Annotated in this window: 12 protein-coding genes and 1 pseudogene; 2 read left to right on the plus strand and 11 right to left on the minus strand. The window is 55.4% G+C overall.

Annotated features, from left to right (window positions below; all coding sequences use genetic code 11):
- Positions 1-24: 24 nt before the first annotated feature.
- The 5 genes and pseudogenes from K1V27_RS04690 to K1V27_RS04710 form a co-directional block, all read right to left on the minus strand.
- On the minus strand, positions 25-624 hold the full coding sequence (locus K1V27_RS04690; protein ID WP_258928395.1) for an L-threonylcarbamoyladenylate synthase: 600 nt from the start codon (positions 622-624) through the stop codon (positions 25-27).
- A gap of 103 nt (positions 625-727) precedes the next feature.
- Positions 728-1,252 (minus strand): 5-(carboxyamino)imidazole ribonucleotide mutase, encoded by a 525-nt coding sequence (gene purE, locus K1V27_RS04695; RefSeq protein WP_258928396.1) that lies wholly within the window; start codon positions 1,250-1,252, stop codon positions 728-730.
- Positions 1,253-1,263: 11 nt separating this feature from the next.
- Positions 1,264-2,559, minus strand: coding sequence for a phosphoribosylamine--glycine ligase (gene purD / locus K1V27_RS04700; protein WP_258928398.1), 1,296 nt, complete (start codon positions 2,557-2,559; stop codon positions 1,264-1,266).
- A 26-nt stretch (positions 2,560-2,585) separates the two neighbouring features.
- Positions 2,586-3,185: pseudogene (purH, locus tag K1V27_RS04705) on the minus strand (bifunctional phosphoribosylaminoimidazolecarboxamide formyltransferase/IMP cyclohydrolase); the annotation flags it as partial.
- A 23-nt stretch (positions 3,186-3,208) separates the two neighbouring features.
- Positions 3,209-3,967: an ATP-binding protein gene (locus tag K1V27_RS04710; protein ID WP_258928402.1), complete on the minus strand. Its 759-nt coding sequence runs from the start codon at positions 3,965-3,967 to the stop codon at positions 3,209-3,211.
- Between the two features lie 623 nt (positions 3,968-4,590).
- Between K1V27_RS04710 and K1V27_RS04715 the strand changes: the two genes are divergently transcribed.
- Positions 4,591-6,411 carry an ATP-binding cassette domain-containing protein gene (locus K1V27_RS04715; protein WP_258928403.1) on the plus strand — a complete coding sequence of 607 codons (1,821 nt, stop codon included), beginning with the start codon at positions 4,591-4,593 and terminating at the stop codon, positions 6,409-6,411.
- 10 nt (positions 6,412-6,421) lie between these two features.
- On the opposite strand, the gene K1V27_RS04720 is transcribed toward K1V27_RS04715, so the two are convergent.
- Genes K1V27_RS04720 through K1V27_RS04730 form a run of 3 tightly spaced genes read right to left on the minus strand, consistent with a single transcriptional unit; the run spans position 6,422 to position 10,940 of the window.
- Positions 6,422-7,480: a DUF4340 domain-containing protein gene (locus tag K1V27_RS04720; RefSeq protein WP_258928404.1), complete on the minus strand. Its 1,059-nt coding sequence runs from the start codon at positions 7,478-7,480 to the stop codon at positions 6,422-6,424.
- Position 7,481: 1 nt separating this feature from the next.
- The gene (locus K1V27_RS04725) at positions 7,482-9,968 is read right to left on the minus strand and encodes a DUF4350 domain-containing protein (protein WP_258928405.1); all 2,487 of its coding nucleotides are present in this window, start codon (positions 9,966-9,968) and stop codon (positions 7,482-7,484) included.
- A gap of 21 nt (positions 9,969-9,989) precedes the next feature.
- A complete protein-coding gene (locus K1V27_RS04730) occupies positions 9,990-10,940 on the minus strand; it encodes an ABC transporter ATP-binding protein (protein WP_258928406.1) in 951 nt (316 codons plus the stop codon).
- A 515-nt stretch (positions 10,941-11,455) separates the two neighbouring features.
- Between K1V27_RS04730 and K1V27_RS04735 the strand changes: the two genes are divergently transcribed.
- Positions 11,456-12,349, plus strand: coding sequence for a DUF362 domain-containing protein (locus tag K1V27_RS04735; RefSeq protein ID WP_258928407.1), 894 nt, complete (start codon positions 11,456-11,458; stop codon positions 12,347-12,349).
- Positions 12,350-12,389: 40 nt separating this feature from the next.
- On the opposite strand, the gene K1V27_RS04740 is transcribed toward K1V27_RS04735, so the two are convergent.
- The 3 genes from K1V27_RS04740 to K1V27_RS04750 are packed head-to-tail and all read right to left on the minus strand — an operon-like array spanning position 12,390 to position 16,410.
- Positions 12,390-14,318, minus strand: coding sequence for an ASKHA domain-containing protein (locus K1V27_RS04740; protein ID WP_258928408.1), 1,929 nt, complete (start codon positions 14,316-14,318; stop codon positions 12,390-12,392).
- 11 nt (positions 14,319-14,329) lie between these two features.
- Positions 14,330-14,965, minus strand: a complete 636-nt coding sequence (locus K1V27_RS04745) for a DUF1638 domain-containing protein (protein ID WP_258928409.1) — start codon at positions 14,963-14,965, stop codon at positions 14,330-14,332.
- On the minus strand, positions 14,965-16,410 hold the full coding sequence (locus tag K1V27_RS04750) for a trimethylamine methyltransferase family protein (RefSeq protein WP_258928410.1): 1,446 nt from the start codon (positions 16,408-16,410) through the stop codon (positions 14,965-14,967). Before K1V27_RS04750 ends, K1V27_RS04745 begins: the two co-directional genes overlap by 1 nt.

Raw genomic sequence — 16,410 nt, forward strand, 5'->3', positions numbered from 1 at the left:
AGTCTGGCGGAGAAGTATCCGCAGTTATGCCTGCAAAACGGCCCGGATATCACGCCACGGAATGCTGCCCGCACGGATCAGCCTCGGAATGCCCTGTGACAGATCGACGATGCTTGACGGCCGGCCTCCAGTCAACCTGCCGGCATTAATCAGCCCGTCTACCTGGGAGGTCAAAACCGGTTCCATGTCGGCGGGATCGGCAACGGCGGGCTGCCCGGAGATATTGGCGCTGGTTGAGATCAACAATCCTCCCACTGCCTCGGCCAGAGCTGTTGCCACCGGATGGGATGAAATGCGAACAGCGATCCTGTCTGTAGCCCAGTGCAATTCAGCAGGGAGTTTGGGTGAAGCGGGCAGCAGTAACGTGAGCGGGCCGGGCCAAAACGCTCCGGCAAGCCTTTCCGCAGTGTCAGGCCATGCTGCGGTCACCTGCCGTACGTCCTGCTGGCACGAGGCAATCAAAGGCAAGGGTTTGTCATGGCCCCTTCCTTTGATGGCAAAAATGCGCCCTGTTGCCCCTTGCGATGTCGGCAACCCCCCGAGGGCATAGAAGGTTTCGGTAGGATAGATGATCACACCGCCTCTGCCAATCGATAGAGAAGCCTCTCGGATGATCGGTTCCATAGGAAGCCCGTCACGAATTTTCCACAGCCTCGGCCTGGTTGGATGGGATAAGGGCACCTGCATCTTGACGAAATCTCGCAGCAAGTCCCGCCGTGGTCGGCGGTCAATGCCCGCCGGCCATGCGACCTTGCAATTTTTGATCTTTCTCGGCGATCTGGGCAATCATTTCTTCCTTGTGCAGCCGAAACTTTTCGGCCAGTCCGACGTCCTGCAGCGCCAATATTTGGATTGCAAAGAGCGCCGCGTTGCGCGCGCCTCCCTGGCCGATCGCCATGGTTGCAACCGGCACCCCCGGGGGCATCTGCACGGTGGCATAAAGGGCATCCACCCCCTGCAGCGGGGAAGAAGCTATGGGAACGCCTATGACCGGAAGGGTGGTTTCGGCGGCGAGCACCCCGGCCAAGTGAGCCGCCCAGCCGGCGCCGGCTATGAGTACGCGCAGTCCGCGCGCGCAAGCTTCCCTGGCGTACTGGGAAGTCTTCTGCGGACAACGATGAGCCGACAAAATGCGCAACTCGAAGGTTACCTGGAATGATTCAAGCACCTGACAGGCCGCTTCCATGACGGAAAGATCTGAATCGCTTCCCATCACAATTCCAACCACAGGGTCATTCGCTTGTGTCGCCAACCTCCCCTCCTCTAGGAAATTCCAATATCGCTTCGATAGTATATTCCTTCAAAGGACACTTTCTGCATTTCTCGATAAGCGATTTGTCTCGCTTCGGTCAGGGTCTCGCCACTGCTCACAATGCACAGCACGCGGCCCCCGGTGGTGACCAGCTCGCCTGCCTCATTGAACCCCGTACCGGAATGGAAAATCAGGCAATTGTCGTCAACCTGATCCAACCCGTGGATCGGTACCCCGATTTTATAACGTCCCGGGTAGCCTTTGTACCAGCCTTTCTTACCTTTGGTGCGTCCGCTCGTGGCAATCAAGCAAAACCGGTAGCGCGGATCCCACTTGAGCTCGATGGAATCGAGGCGGTTTTCCAAAATCGCCTGGCTGACATCGACCAGATCAGTTTTCAGGCGCGGTAAGATCACTTGTGCTTCGGGGTCTCCCAGGCGAATGTTGATCTCCAGCACATACGGGGTCACCTCGCCGTGCTCTTCCACCAGCATGAGTCCCAGATAGAGGATGCCTTTGTAAACGATATCGTACTTCTCACGGATCCCCTGGATGAGCGGCTCGGCAACTCGAGTCATGATGGTTCCAACCAGCTTATCGTCCAGCCACGGATGGGGAGAATAGGCGCCCATGCCGCCGGTGTTGGTCCCTTCGTCATTGTCTCTGGCCCGTTTGTAGTCCTGGGCCGCCACCATCGGCGCCACCGTGTTGCCGTCCGTGAAACAGAAAAAGGAGAGCTCCCGCCCGTAAAGCCTTTGCTCGATATCGACGCGATCGCCGGAATCGCCAAAAACCCTTTCCTCCATGATTTCATGAATTGCCTGTTGGGCGTCCTGCATGCCATCGCACACCAAAGAGCCCTTGCCGGCGGCCAAGCCGTCCGCTTTCACCACGACCGGATACCCGATCCGACGTACATAATTGCGGGCCCGGTCCGGATCGGAAAAAACGGCAAATTCGGGGATGGGGATGCCCAGTTCCCGAAGCATCACTTTGGTATCGCATTTGCTCGATTCAAGACGGCTGGTTCTTTGATCGGGACCGACGATGGGGAGACCCCGCTGGTTAAAAAGGTCTACGATTCCGGCGGAGAGGGGTTTTTCGGGGCCGACAAAGGTGAGGTCGATGTTCTCCTTCTCGGCAAAATCAGCCATCTGTTCGATCTCTCTGGCATCAATACACATCGCGGTTTGGGCGATGCCGGCGTTGCCGTGAGCCACATAGACCTGTTTCACACGCTTGCTTTGGGCAAATTTCCATGCGATGGCATGGTCCCTTCCTCCGCTACCGACTACCAGTACCTTCATCAATGCACCCTCTCCTATTCGTACGAGCCATCGCGCGTCACATTCTGCAAGTACTCACAGATATGGCGGTCGTAGGTGTGCGTCAGGCAGAATGCTTTGCAGGACAGTTCAAGGCTCTTTTGCCTGGAAACCTGGCCGCTCGTTCGGCGCATCTCATCCAGAACCGCAGGATAATCCCCGGGGTCCGTTACCACCGCCACATGGCGAAAATTTTTTGCGGCTGCACGGATCAGTGTCGGACCTCCGATATCGATGTTTTCTATGGCCTCCTCGAGCGTACAGTCCGGTCGAGCTACCGTCTTGGCGAAGGCATACAAGTTGACCACCACCATGTCGATGGGTTCAAGGCCATGCTCCTGCATGGTCTTGACGTGCGCTGCATTATCTCGCATGGCGAGGATTCCGCCGTGAATTTTGGGATGCAGGGTTTTCACTCGACCATCGAGCATTTCAGGGAACCCTGTGTAATCAGAGACTTCCATAATATCCAGGCTGTTCTCGCGCAGCAACCGGGCCGTGCCTCCCGTTGAAAGGAGCTGCACACCATGGGCTCGTAACCCGTTTGCAAACTCCACCAAACCTGACTTGTCCGTGACGCTGAGCAACGCACGGCGGATTCGAAACATAGCCATTCTCCTTTCTTTCCCGATCAATACTTGGGCGGCTTGACCAACTCTTTGAACAGACCATTCGCCGCCTGCACAATCGGGGCGTCGTCCGGGAGAGTTGCCGTAGGTTTGCCTTCAAAATCGAATTGGGCAAGCAGAGGGTCTGCAGGCAACATCTTGATGTGGTCTTTAGCGAAAGTTTCCAAGACTTCCTGCGGCCATGAATCCGGCTCCGCCCGCAGTTGATTGACCAAAAGATAGGTCTCCTCGACGCGGATCGGCAGGCTGCGGACCAACTGCGCAATGCGGCAGGCGGCCGTCATCCCTCTACGACTCGGGTCAGAAACCAGCAGTAGAAGGTCGATATCCTTTTGCGTGAGGCGGCTGAAATGTTCCATGCCCGCTTCATTGTCCACTACCAGATAGTGATAGTTCTTCATCAACCGGTCGATGAGATTACTGAGCAGATTGTTTGCGGCACAGTAGCATCCCGGGCCTTCCGGTTTCCCCATGGCGATGAGGTCGTAACCGTTGCCCTCGATGAGTGACTGTTCAACCTTCATTTCCATGAAAATGTCCTTGGTCATTCCCGCCGGAACATCCGTCTTCATCATTTCGCGGGCATCCGACAGGGTTTCTTCCAGCTTGACCCCCAGGACATCGTTGAGGTTAGCATTGGAATCGGCATCGATAGCCAGAACCGGTTTCATTCCATTGTTGATCATGTAACGGACCAAAAGACCCGCAATGGTGGTTTTGCCGGTGCCGCCCTTGCCACCCAGCGCAACAGTATAGCTCACAGAGATCCTCCCTAAAGTGATATGAATGTAAAAAATACAAATTTTAATGCGCTTTTCGCCTTTGGCAACTCTAATATAACGCAAATGGAAGATTTGATCGCCTGCAAAAATCCAGGAAATGACTCTGGCAACTCAAAATCTTGGTGATCCTGCGGCGTTGCCCAAGAACGGTAAATTCCTCTGCTCCCCGCGGCAGAGGGAGCCCTCTGGGACCAGATCCTGACAGGGGTTTTGCTGGTCGAACTGATCGTTTTGTCTCGATCCGAGCGGGCCAAAGGCGGTGGGAACTGCCAGGATCTTAAGGCGGGGCTTGTTCGTGTTCTGGCTCGTGTGTTTTAATTGTTGGGGGGGGGGGTGAGTCCCTGCAGCCGGCTTGTGCCCTGTGAGGGTGAGGCGTTTCATTGGCGTTGCCTGGAATCCTGACGGACTTTGTCATGGGGTCCATGCGGCTTTCCCCGTCCTGATCACCTGGTTCCTTTGGTGGATCGAAAGCAGGAGGGGTAGAGCGAAGCGAAACCCGTTGCCGACCTCGGGCGATAAGGTACCCTTGGACCTTAACCGGAACAATTGGCCGGCATGTTGAGAACGTCTGCAGATTTTGGATACGGGAGAGTGAACGGGGAATGGCTTTGATCAGTATGCGAGGGGTAGGTATGAGCTTTGGCGGTGCTCCCCTACTCGATGGTGTTAATTGGCAGATTGAAGGTGGTGAGCGCATTTGCCTGGTGGGCCGGAACGGGGCGGGGAAATCCACCTTGTTGCGCTTGATCAAAGGGGATGTTCAGGCTGATGCGGGGGAGATCATTCGCGCTCCTGGTGTTAAGATTGCACTGCTACCCCAGGAAGTTCCACAGGGACTCCAGGGCACTATTGCCCAAGTTGTCGCGGGCGGCCTCCTGGAGGATGGCGATGGTGCGCCGGTAGCTGCCCATGAAGGGGCCGAGTGGCGCGAACAATTGAAAGTCGGCCGGATCATGTCCCTCATGAATCTGGCCCCTGATATTTTGGTCGAGACTCTCTCCGCCGGCCTCAAGCGCCGCGTGATGCTTGCCCGGGGCCTGGTGAGGGACCCCGATGTGCTGCTCCTGGATGAGCCCACCAATCATCTCGATATTGAGGCCATAAGCTGGATGGAGGAGTTTTTGCTGCGCTTTTCCGCCACCATGGTGTTGGTAACCCATGATCGGATGTTTCTGCAAAAGCTCGCTACGCGAATTGTGGAATTGGACAGAGGGAACTTGTTTGACTGGTCGTGCGATTATGCAACTTTTCTGAAACGCAGGCAAGCGGCTCTGGAAGCCGAGCAGGAGGAGTGGATCCAGTTCGATAAGAAACTGGCCAAAGAAGAAGCCTGGATTCGCCAGGGAATTAAGGCCAGGCGCACGCGCAACGAGGGGAGGGTGCGCAAACTGCGCGACATGCGTGAGATGCGGCGCAGTCGGCGGGAACGCGCCGCAGCGGTGCGCATGCGCGCGCAGGCAGCGGTGCGCACGGGAAAGCTGGTGATTGAGGCGGAAGATCTTTGTTTCGGTTTTGCACAAGATGCTTTGGTGGTGCGTGATTTTTCCACGGTGATCATGCGCGGCGACAAGGTGGGAATCATTGGTCCAAACGGTGCAGGGAAGACCACCCTGCTGCGCCTTTTGTTGGGGGATCTGCAGCCGTATCAGGGTGTGGTTCGGCACGGAACCCATCTGCAGGTGGCCTATTTTGACCAGCTTCGAATGCGGTTGGATAGGGATAAATCGGTGACTGAAAATGTCGGCGAGGGGAACGAAATGATCCTGTTCGACGGTAAGCCTCGCCACGTCATAGGCTATTTGCAGGATTTTCTGTTCTCCCCGCAACGTGCCCGCTCTCCCGTTCGCATCCTGTCGGGCGGTGAGCGAAACCGCCTGTTGCTGGCAAAGCTTTTCACCGTGCCGTGCAATGTGCTGGTGATGGATGAACCGACTAATGATCTCGACAGTGAGACCCTGGAACTGCTGGAGGAACTGCTCCTGAACTTTGCCGGCACTTTGCTTCTGGTCAGCCACGACCGCTCCTTTCTCAATAATGTGGTTACCAGCACTCTTGTTTTCGAGGGAGCGGGTCGTATCGGTGAATACGTGGGAGGCTACGATGATTGGTTGTTGCAGCGCAAAACCGAGCCTCGCAAAAAAGTGGAGAAAGGCCCCGTCGCTAAACTAAGACCAGGGCCTCGAAGGGAACAAAAAGCACGGCTGAACTACAAAGAGCAGCGTGAGCTGGAGGGTTTGCCCGGTCAAATTGAAATGCTCGAAAAGGAGCAGAAAAAATTGTATCAAACCCTTTCGGATCCAGCATTTTACCGTGAGAACAGCGTTCAAATCGCAGCTGCCAAGACCAGGATCGAGCAGCTCGAGGAGCAACTCCATGAGGCCTATGCCCGCTGGGAAGTTCTGGAAGCCATGAGCTCCCAGTGACAGGCAGTCATCACTTGCTTTGCTGTTCAGTTGGTTGGTCGTCCGATGCCTTTTTGGGCTGCACCTGATTCTCGACTTTGTCAAAAAGATTTTTGAATACCGAATCGGGAATTTCGTACACTTGTTTATGGTCTTTGATTTTGACGTATACCGGCCCCTCCGCTTCGGGTTGAGCGAACAGCAGCTGCAGCGAGGTGCCGTCATCCAACGCCACTGCAGCTCGATGGGTGGGATCTTCCAGTCCGTAATCGGTCTTGGCCGGGTCCATCAACTGGGTGGCACGGAGGTTGTCCAAAGCATTCAGCGTGCTTTGAATGTCCACGTCTTCCAACTTGGGGGTTTCGGGCTCTTTTTGCAGCCATATTGCAGGGGGCTTTACTTCAACACTCGCGTCTTCGGACTCGCCGCTTGCCGAATCCTTCACTGCCTTTTGCTCTTTGGCAAAAATGACGGCGGCCTGCGGTAAAGTGAGTTCAACTCGGGACCAAGTATCTTTGCCAGGCGCCAGGATTTTCAGGTCGGCCCATATCCTCGGGTGTGGGTTTTTATTCTGTTCGCCGAAGATGCCGAAGGTCGTCAGCAGATTGTTGTCGATCAGGTATACATCCGTTTTGTCCATAAAGCGGACGAAACAGCCCCTTCCCATCGGTCCGGGTTTTCCCACCAGCAAAACAAGCAGTGGCTGCCTGTCTTTACCCAGAAAATCCACGCGCAAAGCTTGATCATCGCCCACGGCAAAAGTCGGAAAGAGTTCCTTGCTGGAAGCCCGCTTTTCGCCCTGCAGGTTTTCGATGTCTTTGAGAAACGATTCGATTTTATGCTTGTCGGCTCTGGCATCGTAATAATTGGGGACAATCCAGGAGTCTTCGGTTTTTTGCAAAATCACTGCAGGCTCCCGTCCGTCTTGTCGGGCACGGATTTCAACCACTTTGTCAAGATCCTGGTCGGGCAGTAATCGCTCGATACCGGTTTCCACGACAGAGATCCGCGAGCTGCGTTTCTGCACCATGTAAATGGCGACCAGAACGATGAGCACACAGGCAAACAGAACCAAATTCTTATTTCTCATCTCATCCTCCCGCAGCAGCCGTTTGAATGGATTTTTCGTAGTGTTCACGGCGCCTTTTCCGCAGCAGGAAACGGGCCACTCCCAACACGGCCATGAGCAGAGGCGCCAGGCCCAGAGCGAGGAAACGCAAGACCAGCTTCTGCCCGGGCGTCAGCGTTGCGATGTAGCGGACCGGCTGGCTCTTGGTGCGAATGCCGATCAGATCTTCCGACAAGGCCAGGCCGTCCACCATGTTTTGAAAAAACAACCCGTTGTCGAGAGCCTCGATGGCATTGTCGGTGAACATTTGCGAACAACCCACCACTATCAGCTTCCCCGGTTCCCTGGTTAGGGTTGGAGCCTTTTCCGGGGGCTTTTCCGCTTTTGGTTGCGGTGGCTGACCGGGTGGTGGAGGAGCCTCAGGCCAAGGAGGAACGTCTTTGCCTTCGTAGGGGTCGGGGAACTGTCCTTCCAGTTGCAGCGCCAAAGGGTATGATTTTTGCCGACCTCTTTCGACCAGTAAATCATCGGCCGAAAGGGGGGAATTCTTGAAAGGAATGGTCCACGCTGTTGGTCCTGAATCGGCCAGAATTGTTGATTTCAGCTGGTTCTTTTCCAGCACTTTTGGGTCTGCGTCGAGGGCGCATCCCCACAGATAGAGCAGGCCACTGATCCGATTCGTTATGCTCATGTCAGGATTGAGGTCGTCCGCAGTGATGCGGATCTGCATGGGCATCTTTACCGGAGTGCTGACCATCGCGTTAAACAGGCCACCAATCCTGCGCGGCATGCTGACGTTTAAGATTTCAGGGTTTTCGTCCATCAAAATACCCGAATCCAGCTGCACCCCGTACGGCTCCAGCAGCTGGTTGACGTTTTCCGGCAGTTTCTCTGGGGTGACCTGCAGATCGCCTTGTTGGGTAGGAGCCAGATTGAATTTGTAGGTCTGTGCCGCCAGAATGACACGCCCGCCCTTGGCCAGAAAACGCTGGATTTCGTAAATTTGCCTGGGGTCGAGCTCATCCGGCTGGAGAATCACCAGGGTCTGTGTGTCCTGCGGCAAAGGTTCCGTTTCCGAGAGAGCGATCCGACTCACTTGATAATCTTCTCTGCGCAGGATTTGCATCGTCTTCTGATAATGGTCCGTCATCTGAGGTGGCATTTGTCCCATTTGCATCATCAATTGCCGCATGCGCGGATCATTGAAGCGTGGGTCAGGTGCTTCTACGGGAGCCAGCATGGCGACCTTCGGGCTTTCCTCGAGGGTCATCCGATGAACTTTGGAAACAATCTGATATTCCAGATCTCCCAGGTTTTGTGGCACGATCTGCGGGATCACCTCGGTTTTCTTATCCAGGTAGGTGATGGAAACCGCCGAATAGACTCGCTTGATATCGAGGGAGTCCCGCTCGATGCTTTGTGCCTGAAACGGTACAATTCCTTTTTGGGCAAGTTCCTCCAGCTTGTCGGCGTCGGCTGCGGGGTTGTAAACGTGATAGGTGAAATTGGGGGAAAGCCTTGCCAGGTCTGAAAGCTTGTCTTCGACGTCGCGGCGGATGCTCTTTAGTGCGGAGGGCATCTTGTCTTCCTCCGACACGTAATAGTTGACCTCGACCGGCACTTTCAGTGTGGAAAGGATGCGCACGGTAGCCGGGGATACAGTGTAGATGCGGCCTTCGGTAAGGTCGATACGTCCCGGTCGCAGATCCGAGACAATCAGGTTGAGCATGAACGCTATGCCGAGCAGAAAGATCGTTGCCACATAAAACCGCTTGGGAGACCGCAGCTTGATCTTGCTGTCCAGGGTGAAGCCATTCAGAATAAGCAAGGCTGCTGTGAACGATAAAAAATAGATGACATCACTGGAGTCTATCAATCCGCGTTCGAACGCGGCGAAATGATAGGATGCTCCCAGGCCTTTCTGCAGCACCTGACCAAGGCCCGCTACCCATCCGTCTATGAAGGCGGCGACAAAGTCGTTGCCCAGCAGTGCCGTGGCCAGGCATGCCATGATACTCAGAATAAAAGCGACAATTTGATCTTTGAACAAGGCCGAAATGAAAATGCCGACGGCCAGGAACAGGCACCCCACCAGCCCCGTCCCGATATAGCCGGTGATGACGGCGCCCCAGTCCGGGTTGCCGACCAGGGCCAGGAGAACAGGTATGGTGCCGGTGCAGGCCAGGCTGATGAGATAAAAAGCGAGAGCTGCCGCAAACTTAGCCAATACCAGAATGACGCTTTTCATGGGCAGGCTGAGCAGCAGGCTCAAGGTACCGAGATTTCGCTCTTCCGCCCACAGCCGCATGGTTATGGCCGGGATGAAAACCGCGAGCACCAGCGGCATCATGGCAAAATAACTGCGCATGTCTGCACGTTCCATCAGAAAGAACGTGGACATGTACAGGCCCGATGTGATCAACAAAAAGACAATGATATACACATAGGCAATCGGCGAATTGAAATAGGCAGCAAATTCACGTTTGAATATAGTGCTGAACTGTCGCATAAACCTTCCTCCTGCCAGAATCTATTGGGGTTGCGTGGTGGCACGGGTCAATTGGATGAAGGCTTCCTCAAGGCTTGGTTTCTGTTCCCATGAATCTTTGATGAGCCAGCCATTTTGCAGAGCCATTTGAGCCAAATCCAGCCAGATCTCCTGGCCGACCTCGCTCTCGATGGCAAAGATGCACACACCGTCAGGATCGACCGCCTCCAGTTGGGTCACTTTCCTGACTCGCGGCAGTTCACGCAAATTGCCCAGGATTGCCGACGGATCGCCTTTCAGGGCCACCATTCGGCTGGCACCTTGGGCTGCCCTCTGCTGCAGTTCCACCCGGGAGCCGTCTGCTATGATGCGTCCTTCATTGATGATGATGATGCGGTCACTGATGGCCTCCACTTCCTGCAGGATGTGCGTGCTCACGATAATGGTCTTGTCGGCGGACAACTCTTTAACCAGATCCCGGATGCCGATAATCTGGAGGGGGTCGAGCCCCGAGGTCGGTTCGTCCAGAACCAGCACTTTGGGGTCGTGCACCAGGGCCTGAGCCAGGCCCACACGCTGCCGGTAGCCCTTGGAAAGCTGCGCAATCAAACGCCTGAGCATGGCCTTGATGCCGCATTTTACTATAACCCAGTCCAAGCGCTCGCGCAGCTCTGATCCCTGCAGCCCGCGGCCTTCCGCCACGAAATGCAGGTATTCCCCCACTTCCATATCCATATAAAGGGGAACATTCTCGGGTAGATATCCGGTATGCTTGCGCACCTCGATGGGTTGGTCGATGACGTCGAATCCTTCGATGGATGCTGTTCCCGAAGTGGGTGCGATCTGCGTGGTTAAAATATTCATGATCGTGCTTTTGCCGGCTCCGTTGGGCCCCAAAAGCCCGAGGATCTCCCCCCGCTCCACCCTGAAGCTGACATCTTCTACCGCCCGGGTGGTTCCATAGTGCATGGTGAGTGATTTGGCTTCAATCACAGGCGCATCTCCTGGTTTCTCGTTTTACTTTCCGTCCTGACCTGGCGGGTCAGATCAAGTGCCGGTTTACGGCGTGGCAACCGTTTGCACCGCATCTGCCGGGGTATCGAAGGGAGGGTGTTACAGCTGCAGGATGAACTCATGGTGTCGTTCATGCCGCCACACAAAACGCAGCCGTAGAACCCGACCTCCGAAAAGTTCGGACCGAATTTTACTCATAACGACTCAGTTGTCAACCAGATCGCGGCTTCTCTCTCTTTCCGAATGCAATCAAAACCGAGCACGGGCTTTCAACAGAATGCCTGAGCAAGCCGGCAAACCGCGCATAATGCACATTTGACTTTGCAGCCAGCCATGTGAAGGGGTATCCTGATTTCTGCATCGAGCATTGGCAGTCGCATGGTGTTGCTGACCGTTCCCGTTACCGTCAGGCGAGGGCGGTGCCTGCCGCAGTTGCCCGGTTTGGAAACCCGGGAGCTTTCCAACAAGCTCCCGGCAAATTCAAGGAGTGACAGATGAGTCGTGTGACCTTTGTTAAAACCGATGACAGGAGGCACGGTGTTGAGGCCTGTGTGGGGGCCCTGGGGATAAATCCTGTAAAGGGCAAGGAGGTCTTGATCAAACCAAACTTCAATACCGCCGATCCGACTCCCGGGTCTACCCACAATGACACGCTCATGGCCCTGGTGGATACCCTCTGGAACATGGGGGCGCGCTCCATCAGCCTGGGGGAAAGGAGCTATCCGCCAACCCTGGAGGTCATGCAGCAGAAAGGGGTCATTCCCCTGTTGCAGCAAAAGGATGTTCGCATCCTCAACTTTGACGACTTGAATAAGAAGGACTGGGTGGAATTCAAGCCCAAAGGAAGCCACTGGCCCAAGGGTTTTCGCATCGCTCGCCCTGTCCTCGAAGCGGAATGCCTGGTTTCCACCTGCTGTCTCAAGACGCACCAATACGGCGGGGTCTTCACCCTGTCTTTGAAGCTCCATGTGGGTGTGGTGCCCACATCCCGCAACGGGTTCAAATACATGACTCAGTTGCATCAGTCGCCCCACCAGCGCAAGATGATTGCCGAAATCAATGAGCCGTTCAGTCCGCAACTGGTGGTCATGGACGCAATAGACGCCTTTGTGGATGGTGGACCGATGACCGGCAAGCGCGCCAAGGCGGATGCTTTCCTGGCTGCCACCGACCGGGTGGCGCTGGACGCGGTTGGAGTGGCATTGCTCAAATATCTGGGCAGTAACGACCAGATCATGAACCGACCCATTTTCAGCCAGGAGCAGCTCGCCAGAGCAGTCGAGCTCGGACTTGGGGCGGCGTCGCCGGCGGCAATCGAGCTCAAGCCGGTGGGCCCGCAAAGCGAGGAGTACTGTGCCGCGCTGGGCGAGGTGCTGCAGCGCGGATGAAAGTGGGAAGCCACCGACGGTCGGCTGCCAACGAGCGCACCTACCACAGATTATCCCGCGGGAAGTCCATGTGCTCGATGAAATGTTGATTGAAATCGGCTCTATGGGAGAGTTCCACATGGTCGATGAAATCCGCCAGGAGCTTGGCCATGTGCCAGCTGTTGCGGCAAAGAAGAACCATGGAGGCCCCGGTGCTGGCGGCATTACCGATGGATTTGACGATATCCGGATTCACCGTGGGAATGAGTCCGATGCGCATGGCGCTGAAAGGATTGATGTAGTTACCCAGGGCACCGGCCAGGTAAATGTGGCGAATCGCCCCGACTTCAATCTTCATCTCGTGCATCAGCGAGCGTATGCCTGCCGCGATGGCGCCCTTGGCCAGTTGCAGTTCGCGCACGTCGTTTTGCTTCAGATAGATTGGGCGGCCGTTATGGCTTTCCTCAGGCGACGCAATTAAAAAATCGTAGACCCCGGAATTCTCCACCAGTCTGCCATTGAGATGGGCTGTATCCTCGTTGGTTGTGGGATGGATCAGCCCTTCGCAGTCGATGATGCCGCAATGCAGCAGCACCGCCACCAGATCCACCAGACCACTGCCACAGATGCCTTTCGGCTTGACGTTGCCGATGATTTGAAACTGGATTTGCCCATCGACCATGCGCACCGCCTCGATGGCCCCCACCCTGGCTATGGCTCCATGAGAAATTCTGGCACCCTCGAGAGCGGGACCGGCAGCGGTTGAACAGGTCAACAAGCGGCTCCGGTTGCCCAGAAAAATCTCGCCATTGGTGCCGAGATCGAGGCCCAAGATCATTTCGCTGTCCTGCTCTGCGGCTTCGGAAGCGAGGATGACACTGATCAGATCGCCCCCGATGTAGCCGGATTTGGCGGGCATGACATACAGCAGGGCTTCGGGATGAAGCTTGAGACCTGCCTGTTCTGCTTTGACCACTATCCCCTCGGTGATGATGGGAGAAAACGGAGCCTCGGCGATACCGGACGGATCCAGGGCCAAGAGGATGTGCTGCATAGTGGTGTTGCCCGCGGCAACGGCGATGAAAATCTCTTCGGGCCGGAGTTCGCCGACCTCCAGAAGTCGTTGTGTGATGCCGCGCATATCTTTTAACAGAAGATCGTGCAGGCGTTTCAGACCGTCCTTGTTGTCCTTGATGAATTGCAGCCGGCTGATGACATTGGTGCCATGCCTGATCTGGCTGTTCAAGTGAGAAATGGCGGCGACTTCATGGCCATCGAGCAGACTGATCAGTTTTCCCACCACGGTACTCGTGCCGATATCAAAGACCAAACCGTAGCGCCTGCCGACCGACTCCCAGTCCTGCCAGGCCAGCATACTGTTCTCGTGCAGCACCACAGCGCCGTGGTATGAGGTCTTCCCAAAGATTTGCGGCAAAGTTCGCAGACAATGCAGAGGAACCTGTAAATTTCGTCCTTCGGGTCCCATTGCGCGGCGGATGCGATCCATTTCGGACAGCTCCTGTTTCTGGAGCTCCGGGGAAATGGTGACCAGGCGTTTGTCGATCAATGGATCGAGCTGCAAGGGGGGCCGGTAACCAGTCTTGAGTATTTGAAAAAATTCCTGGTCCGGTTGCGGTTCACCGAGATAAATCACCAGGTCTTTCTTGATCTTATTGCGGCAGGTGAGACGCAAGCCGTCCTTGATCTCCTCTTCGGTGAGAAGCTCGGTTGCTTCTTTGGAAGGGGGACCGATAAACGACAGAACTTTCACTTTGCATTTACCGCACTTGCCGAGACCGCCGCAGTCGCCCTCCAGGTGGACTGCGGCCTTCTGCAGAGCTTCCCAGATGGTCTTGCCGCGGCGCACTCTGATCCACAGATCATCCGGCAACACGTTGAGCCACACATACTTGGGTTTGTGCCTCTTGGATGGCGGCAACCTGACGGTTTGCTTTTTCTTCTTTGGCTTATGATTCTTGGGTTTTCTCATGATTACCGGAATCAAATCAGTTCGCTGATCTTCCTTTCCAATTCAGCGTAGTCCGCTTCCACCACCTGGAGCGACAGACGCAAAAAATCGGCCAGCTCTTTGGCTCGCGGCAGCAAGTCTTGATCCGTCGGCTGGCGCACATAGATGAGCTGCTTGTATTTTCCGAAAAAGAATTGACGCATTTCATCGTCCTGGAGCTCCAGGGGTTTGAGGCAATACGATTCGAAGTTTACAAGGAGATCTCTTTCCATGAAATAAGAGCCCGCTTCGGCGTCAACTATTTGGCGGAATCTGGCGCCGCCAAGGAAGAGCTCATAACAGTGGGCTGCCGCCACCCGTTGGACACCGTAGCGTGCACAAAACTCGCCAAAGCCCGCAAAGCAATTGCCGTACAGGCATATTAACCGCTCCCTGTTCATTTTTGCAGGGATGATCCTGTTGAGCAATTGGGTTTTCAATCGCTTCGGGTGCATGTGCAGGTAGGAGGGAAGAAAGCTGATGCTGAGCGTCTTGTATTTGGCGGTCAATCGCAGGTGCACCAGGGCGGGCTGGAACACGCCGCAAGCAATGATGCGCGTCTGCGAGGGTTGTTGGGCAAGCCGCTCTTCATTTCGGGAAAACACGGAAAAACGAGCTCCGTTCTGCATCAGACATCTTTTATGCCGGGAAATGCACTCCTGATCCTGCTGTTCAACTGCGGATCCAGACAATCTTTATGCGCCTCCAGGATGTTTTCCACCATGGCAGTCGCTCGGCTCAACATATTGGGCCTGCCCTGCTGGACCCATATGTCGAATAAATGCCGTTCACACAGATCGGGATAAAAGAACTCGTCCATCATATGATCAATGGTGTGGTCTTCCATGACATAATTGCCTCCTGGCCCGACCTTTTGGATGACGCTCAAAGCCAGGGTTTCTTCAGTGACGTTGATGCCGGCCAAAATTCTTTGCACCATGCCGAGGATTTCATTGTCGATGACGTATTGCTCGTAGGAAATGGAATTGCCCGAATCCAGCATTCCCGCTGCCAGATGGACGCAGTCTCCACCGGCCATGGCCACCATCAGATTGGAAAAGCTTTTTTCCGATCCGGCCTGGACGTCCGGCCGTTTGGATTCGGTCACACCGGCCGAGGCGTAGATGGGCAAATCATAGCGCTTGGCCAATTGCACAGCGGCGGCGTTCATCATGGCCATTTCCACCGATCCCATGGTGAAGTCCATGGTTCTCAAATCCATCGCCGTGAGAACCGCTCCGTACAGGACCTTCGATCCTGGCGCAAAAATCTGTGCGATGGCCACTCCCGCCAGGGCTTCGGCGTGCATCTGGGTGAGCGCTCCTGCCAGAGTGGCGGGTGCGGTCGCACCGCAGATGGGCGCCGGGGCGCAGGTGGCAGGAATGCCGTGACTGCAGCAGAAGCCCAGTATGTTCAGCGTGTTGGATTCGATGGTGAGGGGACTAATGGGATTGGTGATGACCGAAAAAAAGGGCCTTTCTTTCAGTTGCTGTTCACCGCCCGCCATGAGGGCCGCAAGATCCCATACCTGCTGCACGCCGACAAGGCTGTCGCAGCCGCCCATCACATGTTTGGAGGTCGCGTTGAAAGCATGGTAGAAATCGTTCAAATGGTAATGCTCGGGTTCTAAATCATGGGCCTGGCAGGCGATAATGTAAAAGTTGATATGGGCCAGGCGGTTCACCAGCGCTGCCGTGTTGGCCACATCTTCGAGGGTCGTCAAACGATAGTTGCCGGAGTTGACATCGAGGGCGCGGAACACCCGCCCGCCATTGGTGAAATAGACTCGATCTTCGCCCAGGCGGATATCGTTTAGACCGTCTCTCGAATGCAGGATAAACTTCCTGGGGGCTTCGGCCAGGGCCTTGTCCAGTCGTTCAGCAGAAAACCTGACGGTGCTTGTTGCGGAATCGACCGTGGCACCTCCCTGATCCATGAGCTCCAGAAAATGCCGGTCGTGGATTTTTATGCCGATATGTTCCAGTATCCACCGCGCCGCTCCGTCTATTTTTTCTATGTGAGCGGGGTTGAGCGGCCGGTAGAACGGCAGGCTGGTTCCCTTGTTGACCTTCAT

This window comes from Desulfoferrobacter suflitae (assembly GCF_022603395.1).
GTDB classification, from domain to species: Bacteria; Desulfobacterota; Syntrophobacteria; order Syntrophobacterales; family Syntrophobacteraceae; genus Desulfoferrobacter; species Desulfoferrobacter suflitae.

Coding starts and splice junctions, on each gene's coding strand:
- K1V27_RS04725 (WP_258928405.1), bottom strand. CDS start 9,968: ATGCGACAGTTCAGCACTATATTCAAACGTGAATTTGCTGCCTATTTC.
- purD (WP_258928398.1), bottom strand. CDS start 2,559: ATGAAGGTACTGGTAGTCGGTAGCGGAGGAAGGGACCATGCCATCGCA.
- K1V27_RS04735 (WP_258928407.1), top strand. CDS start 11,456: ATGAGTCGTGTGACCTTTGTTAAAACCGATGACAGGAGGCACGGTGTT.
- K1V27_RS04720 (WP_258928404.1), bottom strand. CDS start 7,480: ATGAGAAATAAGAATTTGGTTCTGTTTGCCTGTGTGCTCATCGTTCTG.
- K1V27_RS04715 (WP_258928403.1), top strand. CDS start 4,591: ATGGCTTTGATCAGTATGCGAGGGGTAGGTATGAGCTTTGGCGGTGCT.
- K1V27_RS04745 (WP_258928409.1), bottom strand. CDS start 14,965: ATGCAGAACGGAGCTCGTTTTTCCGTGTTTTCCCGAAATGAAGAGCGG.
- K1V27_RS04740 (WP_258928408.1), bottom strand. CDS start 14,318: ATGAGAAAACCCAAGAATCATAAGCCAAAGAAGAAAAAGCAAACCGTC.
- K1V27_RS04690 (WP_258928395.1), bottom strand. CDS start 624: ATGGAACCGATCATCCGAGAGGCTTCTCTATCGATTGGCAGAGGCGGT.
- K1V27_RS04750 (WP_258928410.1), bottom strand. CDS start 16,410: ATGAAGGTCAACAAGGGAACCAGCCTGCCGTTCTACCGGCCGCTCAAC.